This window comes from Ruoffia sp. FAM 24228 (assembly GCF_045528575.1).
GTDB lineage: Bacteria > Bacillota > Bacilli > Lactobacillales > Aerococcaceae > Ruoffia > Ruoffia halotolerans.
Genome location: NZ_JBGQQZ010000025.1, coordinates 25,072 through 32,055 on the forward strand (window position 1 = coordinate 25,072; position 6,984 = coordinate 32,055).

The 6,984-nt window shown below is 39.5% G+C and carries 8 protein-coding genes; 2 read left to right on the forward strand and 6 right to left on the reverse strand.

Annotated features, from left to right (window positions below; all coding sequences use genetic code 11):
* Positions 1 to 10 precede the first annotated feature (10 nt).
* A complete protein-coding gene (locus tag ACEN33_RS05965; protein ID WP_407093805.1) occupies positions 11 to 709 on the forward strand; it encodes a PspA/IM30 family protein in 699 nt (232 codons plus the stop codon).
* A 64-nt stretch (positions 710 to 773) separates the two neighbouring features.
* Here ACEN33_RS05965 and ACEN33_RS05970 read toward each other — a convergent pair whose 3' ends face one another.
* Together ACEN33_RS05970 and ACEN33_RS05975 are read right to left on the reverse strand one after the other, a co-directional pair.
* Positions 774 to 1,076, reverse strand: a complete 303-nt coding sequence (locus ACEN33_RS05970; RefSeq protein ID WP_407093804.1) for a DUF1294 domain-containing protein — start codon at positions 1,074 to 1,076, stop codon at positions 774 to 776.
* A gap of 23 nt (positions 1,077 to 1,099) precedes the next feature.
* Positions 1,100 to 1,981 carry a macrolide 2'-phosphotransferase gene (locus tag ACEN33_RS05975; protein WP_407094740.1) on the reverse strand — a complete coding sequence of 294 codons (882 nt, stop codon included), beginning with the start codon at positions 1,979 to 1,981 and terminating at the stop codon, positions 1,100 to 1,102.
* A gap of 134 nt (positions 1,982 to 2,115) precedes the next feature.
* On the opposite strand from ACEN33_RS05975, the gene ACEN33_RS05980 reads away from it, so the two are divergent.
* A complete protein-coding gene (locus tag ACEN33_RS05980; protein ID WP_407093802.1) occupies positions 2,116 to 2,424 on the forward strand; it encodes an MGMT family protein in 309 nt (102 codons plus the stop codon).
* A gap of 360 nt (positions 2,425 to 2,784) precedes the next feature.
* Here the strand turns inward: ACEN33_RS05980 and ACEN33_RS05985 are convergent, their stop codons facing one another.
* The 4 genes from ACEN33_RS05985 to pyrR all read right to left on the reverse strand — a co-directional run bounded on the left by ACEN33_RS05985 (position 2,785) and on the right by pyrR (position 6,504).
* Complete coding sequence (locus tag ACEN33_RS05985) at positions 2,785 to 3,714, reverse strand: dihydroorotate dehydrogenase (protein WP_407093801.1); 930 nt, start codon at positions 3,712 to 3,714, stop codon at positions 2,785 to 2,787.
* A 12-nt stretch (positions 3,715 to 3,726) separates the two neighbouring features.
* The gene (locus tag ACEN33_RS05990; protein WP_407094741.1) at positions 3,727 to 4,992 is read right to left on the reverse strand and encodes a dihydroorotase; all 1,266 of its coding nucleotides are present in this window, start codon (positions 4,990 to 4,992) and stop codon (positions 3,727 to 3,729) included.
* Positions 4,989 to 5,885, reverse strand: a complete 897-nt coding sequence (locus ACEN33_RS05995) for an aspartate carbamoyltransferase catalytic subunit (protein ID WP_138404168.1) — start codon at positions 5,883 to 5,885, stop codon at positions 4,989 to 4,991. The genes ACEN33_RS05990 and ACEN33_RS05995 overlap by 4 nt, the downstream gene beginning before the upstream one ends.
* 112 nt (positions 5,886 to 5,997) lie before the next feature.
* The gene (gene pyrR, locus ACEN33_RS06000; RefSeq protein WP_407094742.1) at positions 5,998 to 6,504 is read right to left on the reverse strand and encodes a bifunctional pyr operon transcriptional regulator/uracil phosphoribosyltransferase PyrR; all 507 of its coding nucleotides are present in this window, start codon (positions 6,502 to 6,504) and stop codon (positions 5,998 to 6,000) included.
* Between the last annotated feature and the right edge of the window lie 480 nt (positions 6,505 to 6,984).

The following is a 6,984-nucleotide window of genomic DNA, read 5'->3' on the forward strand; positions in this document are numbered from 1 at the left end:
GAATTACATTATGGCTATACTAAATAGATTTAAAGACATTATCAGTGCAAATATCAACTCAATTATTGACCGCATGGAAGATCCTGAGAAAATGATCGACCAATACTTACGTGACATGTTAGAAGACTTAGCTGAAGTAAAAGAAAGTACCGCAAGTGTGATGGCTGAAGAAACTCGCAGCAAACGTAAAGTCGATGAGAACGAAGCAGAAGTGAAGAAATTCGAAGAATTAGCTAAGAAAGCTTTAGAAGCTAACAACGAAGCTGACGCACGTATCTTCTTATCTAAGAAACAAGAAGTTGAAAATGTCGGTGCCGGTTACGCAACAGCTTACGCTGCAGCTCATGAAAATGCCGTTAAAATGCGTCAAATGCATGATAAGCTTGCTAAAGATATCGACACATTAAAACAACGTCGTGCGATGATTAAAGGTAAAATGTCAGTGGCAAATACTCAAAAAACAATTAATGATGCCACAGGTAACATCACTCAATCTGAGAATGCAATTGGAAACTTCGAAAGAATGGAAGATAAAGCGAACCGTATGCTAGACGAAGCAAATGCTATGTCAGAATTAAATACGGAACCGATTGACGAAGCTAAAGCTTTAGAAGAAAAATACGCTTCAAATACTTCAGCTGCTGTTGAAGATGAATTATCTCGTCTTAAACAACAAATGGGTCTAGATTCAACAGATACAGATGCTTAAAATTAAAATTAAACGCCCTTCTTTCAGTGACAAGCACTGAAAGAAGGGCGTTTCTTTTACATACTTATATAGACTGTAATACTTCCGAAACGAGCCAAGCCCACACTCCTACAGTGAACACTGCAGTAATTGGAACCCAAAACTGAAATTTACGGTGCTTAGTTTTATGTCTAAATAAGCGCATGCCTAGAAAGGCACCCAGTCCTCCTAAAAGAAAACTCGCTTGTAGTAATTTTCTTTCTGAAATTCGGTATTGCCCAGTTCGTGAATATTGTTTATCACGGTAGTAAAGATGACACGTGTACACATTCATTAAACCAATAAATAAGATGACGATCATCTCTATCATTCTAATATACTCTTGCATTTATTCACTCTTTCTATTGTAACTTAGCCTTGACTCAACATATCTTGAGCTGCTTTTTTATAACCTTCACTTCCAGACGATTCCGCAAACTCCGCAATCGTAATGGCTTGCGTTGATAGAACTTCAATAATATGCTCTTTCATCTTTGGCCAAGTATATCCGCCCGCTGCCTTATATTCCTGAATTAAATTTTCCAACTCAGCCTCTCCAAACAATAAGTAATGCGCTGTAAAGTCATTGGAAACATCCATATGCTTCGCCTCAGTCCAGTCAATAATTCCGATGACTTTTGAATTGGAATCAATCAACATATGACCTGGATACAAATCACCATGAATAAAGCCGGTCTCTTTTGGCCACAAGTCGTCTTGACTTAACCAAGCTTCCCACCGCTCTAAAAGCGATTCATGAACCGAATAGTTTTCCTTCACACGATTTATTCGCTGGCGCATCATCTCTTGTAACTGATCTTTTGAGTCTACTCGCAAGCCCGCTTCTGCCACTTTTTCTTTGGAAATGCTGTGAATTTCTACCATTGCTTTAGCTAGGCTCTTTGTAAATTCAGCTGGCGCTTGATTCACATCAAAAACCCAACTTGTCTCTTGAGTTACCGAATCAGTCGTGACAGCCGGCTGCCCTTCCAGTGACTTATAGGCAATTAACTCTTCTGTAAAAACTTCCCAATTTGGGACTTGGATCGACTTTGTATTTTCATTGACGAGTTCTAATATTTTCTTTTCGGCTTGCGCTTTTAGAAAAACGTCTCTTCGTCTTGGCACGCGTAATATCCACTCTTGCCCATTGATATCTTCGGCGATCACAACTTTAAAATCTAAGCCAATATTTACGTCTTGTAAGGTCTCCTCTTTTAATTGGATGCCATTTTTCTTAGCTAATTCAATCATGTCATCACCCTTTCGTTGACCCTCTATAATAACTGCTTCAAATCTTGTCCTCAAATTATAACTTAGTCAGTAGCGAATACCAAATGCCCTCTATGCTATATTATAATATAAAATGTAAGATCGGAGGACTTTTCATGGTCGCAAAATTATCAAAAGACTTAATCTATGAAATACTTTCCGTCGTTGACGAGATTCCTAAAGGAAAAGTCGCTTCGTACGGACAAATTGCTAACCTCATTGACCGCCCAAAAAACGCTCGCCTCGTCGGAAAAGTACTCAGCCAGGCTAGTTACTACGGCGCTTACCCTTGCCATCGTGTGGTGAATCATGCGGGGAGACTCGCCCCAACTTTCCCTAACCAAAAGGACTTGTTACTTGATGAAGGCGTTGAATTTAAAAAACCATCACATGTGGATATGAAAAATTTCCAGTGGGATATGTGATTTCGCCTTAACTTTAGACAAACGGCGATTCTATTTGGCTTGAGTTCGATCAACTAAGGACGAACCGCAGTTCCATTTGTCCTGAGTTCAATCAACTAAAGACAAACAGTGGTTTCATTTGGCTTGAGTTCGATCAACTAAGGACGAACCGCAGTTCCATTTGTCCTGAGTTCGGGCAACTAAAGACAAATGGCGATTTCATTTGGCTTGAGTTTGCTAAACTAAAGACAAACGGCAATTCCATTTGGCTTGAGTTTGGGCAACTAAAGACAAACGGCGATGTCATTTGGCTTGAGTTTGGGCAGCTAAAGACAAACAGCGATGTCATTTGGCTTGAATTCACTCAAATGATTATATTTTCTATTTATTAGAAGCGCGGTTACTTTTAACTTGATCAATAAGAGCTTGAATTGACTCAATCCCGAATTCATCCATTCTTGCTGGTAAGTCACGAATAATTTCTGGACAAACCATCGGATTATTGTAGTTCTCTGTTCCTATTTGAACGGCTGTGGCACCCGCCATATACATTTCTAACACGTCATCAACCGTCTTGATGCCGCCAATACCAATAATCGGTATAGTCACGGCATTCGCAACTTGATAGACCATTCTTAAGGCAACGTGTTTGAGTGCGGTACCTGATAACCCCCCTGTGATCCCACCTAAGATAGGCTGGCCAGTCGTTAAGTCAAAGGCCATACTTGTTATCGTATTAATCATTGAGATGGCGTCGGCTCCCGCTGCCTCTACCGCTTGGGCAATTTCTACAATATCTGTTACGTTGGGCGTTAGCTTCACATAGATAGGTAGACTGGTCACAGCTTTACAAGCTTTAGTTAAGCGAGCGGCCACTTCTGGATTCGTACCAAAAGCTACACCACCTTCTTTAACATTCGGGCAGGAGATATTTAATTCAATTGCTTTGACATTGGGTGCTGTAGAAATCTGACGGCACATTTCGATGTAATCTTCTTCGGTAGACCCTGCGACACTCGCAATGATTGGTACATCAAAGCCTTCAAGGTAAGGCAATTTCTCAGATAGAACGGCTTCGACGCCTGGATTCTTTAATCCTACAGAGTTCAGTACATCCTTGTCTCTATGCACATATTGTGGTGCAGGATTACCCACACGTTCTTCAAGCGTTGTACTTTTAGTAATTAAGGCACCTAATAAACCTAAGTCATAGTGTTTTGCAAAACTCTCCCCGAAACCAAAGCAACCTGAAGCTGGCATAATAGGGTTCTTCAATTCAATACCTGGAAGATTTACTTTTAGTCTGTTCATTATATTCTCTCCTTAAATTTCAAGTGCGTTATACACTATCTCACCATCAACTAGAGTTAAAGCACACATACCTTTGACTTTATAGCCATTAAAAGGCGTATTAGCAGCTTTAGATAAATAATCATCCGAGTTAATCACATACTCTTTTTCTAAATCAAAAACAGCAATATCTGCAACACCACCCACTTTCAATTCACCCATAGGTAAGTTAAAGAGTCGGGCTGGCACGTGACTCATGCAATCAATTAGAAACTCTAAAGTCATCAGATCCTTTTCAACAAAGTGAGTATACATCAAAGCAAAGGACGTCTCGATACCAACAATTCCAAAAGGAGCATCGATAAATCCACCAGACTTTTCTTCCCTAGTATGGGGTGCATGGTCAGTCGCAATAAAGTCAATCGTTCCATCAGCTAGTCCTTCAATTAATGCGCGTTGATCTTCTTTGCCACGTAATGGTGGATTCATCTTGAAGATAGCGTCATCACTTGGTATATCCATCTCATTAAGTATTAGATGATGTGGTGTCACCTCGGCAGTAACATTCACTCCTTGTCGCTTACCTTCTCGAATGGCCTCGACAGATTCTTTCGAAGAGACGTGACAAACATGATAATGGACGCCAGTTTCTTTAGCGATGAGAATGTCACGAGCAATCTGGCTGCTTTCTACAATCCCCATAATCCCTGGCAAACCCAATTCTTTATTGCGAATACCATTATGCATGACCCCTCCGTAAAGTAGACTCTCGTCTTCAGTGTGGGCGACGATTGGTTTATCAAGACTCGAAGCTAACTTCATCGCTTCATACATAATTCCAGCTGTTTGAACGCCCACCCCATCATTAGTGAATGCGAAAGCATCAATGGCTGCCATATCAACTAATTTATCTGTCCGTAATTCTTCAGTAATCGGCGCATATTGAAAAGTCTTAACAACTGAATCACGCTCGATAATATCCTGAATAGCTTGGTATTTCTCAGGTGTATCTGGAACAGGATTGGTGTTAGGCATAGCGCAAACAGTTGTAACACCGCCACGAGCTGAGGCTTTGGATCCACTCAAGATAGTCTCTTTATCAGTGAAGCCAGGTTCTCTAAAGTGAACGTGAATATCAACTAAACCATTTGTGATGAGTTTTCCTTTTAAATCAATCACTCGCTCACCCTCCAAGTCATGCCCTAATTCAACAATCACTCCTTCTTCAATTGCGATATCAATAGACTCTAATTCATTATCTTTTACCACTCTTTGACCATTCTTTAATATTAGTTTCATTCTACTCTCCCTTTTAAGACCCACTCTAGAATTGCCATACGTGCATAGACCCCGTTGGACATTTGAGTAACAATTCGACTTTGTGCACATTCCACTAATTCATCCGCCAACTCAACATCACGGTTCACTGGTGCTGGATGCATAATAATGGCTGTATCCTTCATTGTTCGGTGACGTTGACGAGTTAATCCATACATCGCATGATAGTCTTCTTTTACGTAATGCATATCCTCTGATCCATGGCGCTCCAATTGAACACGAAGCATCATCACCACATCTGCCTCCGCTACTGCTTCATCCACTGTTTTAAACGCTCCGTACTGCTCAAAGCTTATGTCAAAGTAATCATTCGGCCCAGCAAAGATAACGTCAGCCCCTAACTGATTAAGCAATGTCATATTACTCATGGCAACGCGTGAATGAACTATATCTCCAATTATCGCAACCTTTAACCCTTTAAAATCACCAAACTCTTCATAAATAGTCATAATATCTAATAAAGATTGCGACGGATGCTGTCCGTTACCACTTCCTGCATTAATAATTTGAATCTTTAAGTTCATAAGTTGGTCCATATAATTTCGATCTGGGTGGCGAATGACAGCTACATCTACCCCTATCGCTTGCATAGTTAGAACAGAATCATATAAACTCTCACCTTTATTGACTGACGAACTTCCGACATCAAAATTAATTTGATGCATGCCTAACTTATGCTCAGCCACCTCAAAACTATGCTTAGTCCGGGTACTATTCTCAAAAAACATATTCACCACTGTTGCATCACTCTGATATGTTCTACGACCTTCCTTAAAGTCGATAGCAGTCTTCAATAAATTTAATAACCCTTCATTATCAAATTGCTCTACAGATAAAAAATTTCTCACAATCATCTTCCTCCTAACAAAAAAGCGCCTTTAATCTTCGAGACTAAACGCACCTAAATAAGGATAGTTTTGCTTATGATCTCTCGGATCTATTTAAAGTCAAAAACTGATTAATAATTTATGATATTGTGACAGCATCCTTGCCATCTATTTCTTTGATTTGAACTCGCACACGTTCTTGTTTAGATGTAGGAATACTTTTCCCAACATAGTCTGGGCGAATTGGTAATTCACGGTGTCCTCGGTCTACTAATATAGCCAAAGATATTTCTGCAGGGCGTCCTCGATCCATACAGGCATCCATTGCCGCACGAATCGATCTGCCTGTATAGAGCACATCATCAACTAAGATGACTTTTTTACCTGATAGATCACTAGAATTTTCTGGTCTCTGGTCGGTATACTTCATATCATCGCGGTAGGCTTCGATATTCATTGACTCAACTAGCACGGTTCCTTCGATCTCAGCAATTTTTTTACCTAGGCGTTCAGCCAGAGGTGCCCCGCGCGTCGCAATCCCCATAAGGACAATATCTTCAATTCCTTTGTGATGTTCAATAATTTCATAAGCTAGTCGGGTCAGAGCACGTTTCATTTCCATCTCATTCATTACAACTTTTTCCATTGTTTACCTCCTTGATAAAGAAAAGACCTCTCCTTAACCGCGGGCATGCGAAAGAAGAGGTCTCTAAATAAAGAGTTTCCAACTGTACTCACCTTCTTCGTCTCACAGGACGCCAATTAAAGGATACTTATTAAGCTAAATTATATACTATATTTTTTATTAAGCAACTGTAAAAATTATGGCTCTTCGAATTTAATGCTTCATTAATCTAACTTTTTCACGTAATAAGCCTTTCAAAATCAAGACACTCTAGCATTTATGTGTCCACTTAACATTAAATATAGATGAGGAATTATCTGAAAAATAATCTTATTTTAATTTAAAGGTTGACTTTTAAATCTTTATTCTTTAATCCTGAATAATTCATACCTCTATAATTTAAGCTGGTTTCTTGAATAAATTAATCGTTCTTGGAAAAATTGGAAATTTTTCTACAAAATAGTGCGTTCTCGAAGTAGATTTTAACTAAATGAACCTTCT